We start from the raw sequence: 2,186 nt of genomic DNA on the forward strand, positions 1-2,186 counted from the left end.
ATCGCTTTCTTCTCAGCATCTGTAAGTTTTTCTGGATTTGCTACTACAGTCTTATCTGCTGGTTTAACGATGTCGTTGCCTGCATTTGGTTTAGTTGCATCTACTTCTGATTTGAATAAATCTTCTGATGGGATTGTCGCAGTAGTTCCATCTTTCAGTGTAACTGTCGCATTACCATCTTCATCAAATTTAACAGATTTAGTTTCTGGGTTTAATTCTCTTAATTTTTCTTCTACTTTAGCTTGATCATCCGGATCATTTGCTTCACCGGCTACTTTGTCTGCTGGTTTAACAATTTTACTATTTCCGGCATCTGGGTTAGAAGTATCTTCTTTAGTTCTTACTAATTCTGATGCTGGAATTGCTGCAGTTTTACCATCTGGAGTAGAAACAGAAACAGTTCCATCTTCATTGATTGTTACGATAGCATCTGGATTTACCTCTTCAACTTTAGCAACAATCTTAGCTTTCTCTTCGTCAGTTAAGTTCGATGGATCTTTTACGATAACTTTATCAAGTGGTTTGTTAATGTCATTTCCACCTTTACCGTTATCTAACTGGTCCTCAGTTTTCACTAATTTTGTCGGATTGATAATTCCTTTATCGCCAGCTTCTGTTGTTACTTCGATGTTTCCATTTTCATCATATTTAACTTCTTTAGCTGTTGGGTTAACTTTCTTAACTTCTTCTAAGATTTTAGCTTTTTCTTCATCTGTTAATGCACTTGGATCTTTTACTAATACTTTATCAATTGGTCTGTTTACTTCTCCAATTGCTTTAATAGCCGCCTTATCAGCTTCTTCTATTGTATTAACATCGTCTACACTACTTACTGCATCAATTGCTGCTTTAGATTTTTCCGCAGCTTTATCTACTTTAGCTTTTAATTTAGCTTTAGCTTCAGGAGTTAGATCGTTACGCGCATCGATTTCTGCTTTCTTAGCTGTTGCTTCTTCATCAATTGCTTTACGAGCATTTGGTTTATCTTCTACAACTGGTACAGATTTTTCAATTTCACCTTCAGCTGCTTCTTGAAGTTGCTTAACTTCTGCATCTGTTCCAGCTTTATCGATTTCTTCCTTAGCTTCTTCTGCTAGAGCTTTAGCTGCATCTGCTGCAACTTTCTTCTCATCATCTGTAGCATCTGGAGTGTTAGCAATATCTTCCAATTGTTTTGCTAATTTATCTTCGATGGCTTTCTTAGCTGCTGGTTTAGCTTTGGCTTCTGGATTTACAGCTGCAACTTCATCTACACCTGTTTTCTTAGCTGCATCTACTGCTGCTTGAGCTTCTGCTGCTTTTTCTGGTGTCTCTGCATTAGCTGGTTGATCGTTGATTGCATCTGTTGCTTCCTTAGCTTTATCTTGAGCTTCTTTCTTAGCTGCGTCTTTTTCTTCTTTCGTCAAATCAGGACGAGCATCGATGGCTGCTTCTTTCTTAGCTAATTCATCAGCAACTGCTTTCTTAGCTGCTTCTTTGGCTACTGGGTTTACTTTCGCAATGTCACCTGTGCCAGTTTCTTTAGCTGCGTCTACTGCTGCATCTGTTGGTGCTGCATCTACTGCTGCTTTAGCTTTATCAGCGGCATCTTTAGCGGCATCTTTAGCGGCTTTCTTCTCGGCATCAGTTAAATCTGGACGAGCGTCAATTGCTGCTTCTTTAGCTTTAAGTGCATCGTCAATGGCTTTCTTAGCTGCTGGTTTCTTAGCCGCTTCTGGATTTACAGCTGCAACTTCATCTACACCTGTTTTCTTAGCTGCATCTACTGCTTTTTGAGCTTCTGCTGCTTTTTCTGGTGTTTCTGCGATAGATGGTTGATCATTGATTGCATCTGTTGCTACTTTAGCTTTATCTTTTGCTTCTTTCTTAGCTGCTGCTTTTTCTTCGTCAGTTAAGTCTGGACGAGCATCGATGGCTGCTTCTTTCTTAGCTAATTCATCTGCTACTGCCTTCTTAGCTACTTCTTTAGCTACTGGGTTAACTTTCGTAATGTCACCTGTACCAGTTTCTTTAGCTGCGTCTACTGCTGCATCCGTTGGTGCTGCATCAATTGCTTCTTTAGCTTTATCAGCGGCATCCTTAGCGGCGTCCTTAGCAGCTTTCTTCTCGTCATCAGTTAAATCTGGACGAGCGTCAATTGCTGCTTCTTTAGCTTTAAGTGCATCGTCAATGGCTTTCTTAGCTGC

At 39.8% G+C, this 2,186-nt stretch carries 1 protein-coding gene; it reads right to left on the reverse strand.

Annotation, left to right across the window (positions count from 1 at the left end; all coding sequences use genetic code 11):
- A partial coding sequence (locus N8L90_RS09275) for a DUF1542 domain-containing protein (protein WP_261025204.1) occupies positions 1–2,186 on the reverse strand: 2,186 nt, incomplete at both ends.

It is taken from the genome of Streptococcus mitis (genome assembly GCF_946190115.1).
In the GTDB taxonomy this organism is placed as follows: Bacteria; Bacillota; Bacilli; order Lactobacillales; family Streptococcaceae; genus Streptococcus; species Streptococcus mitis_CO.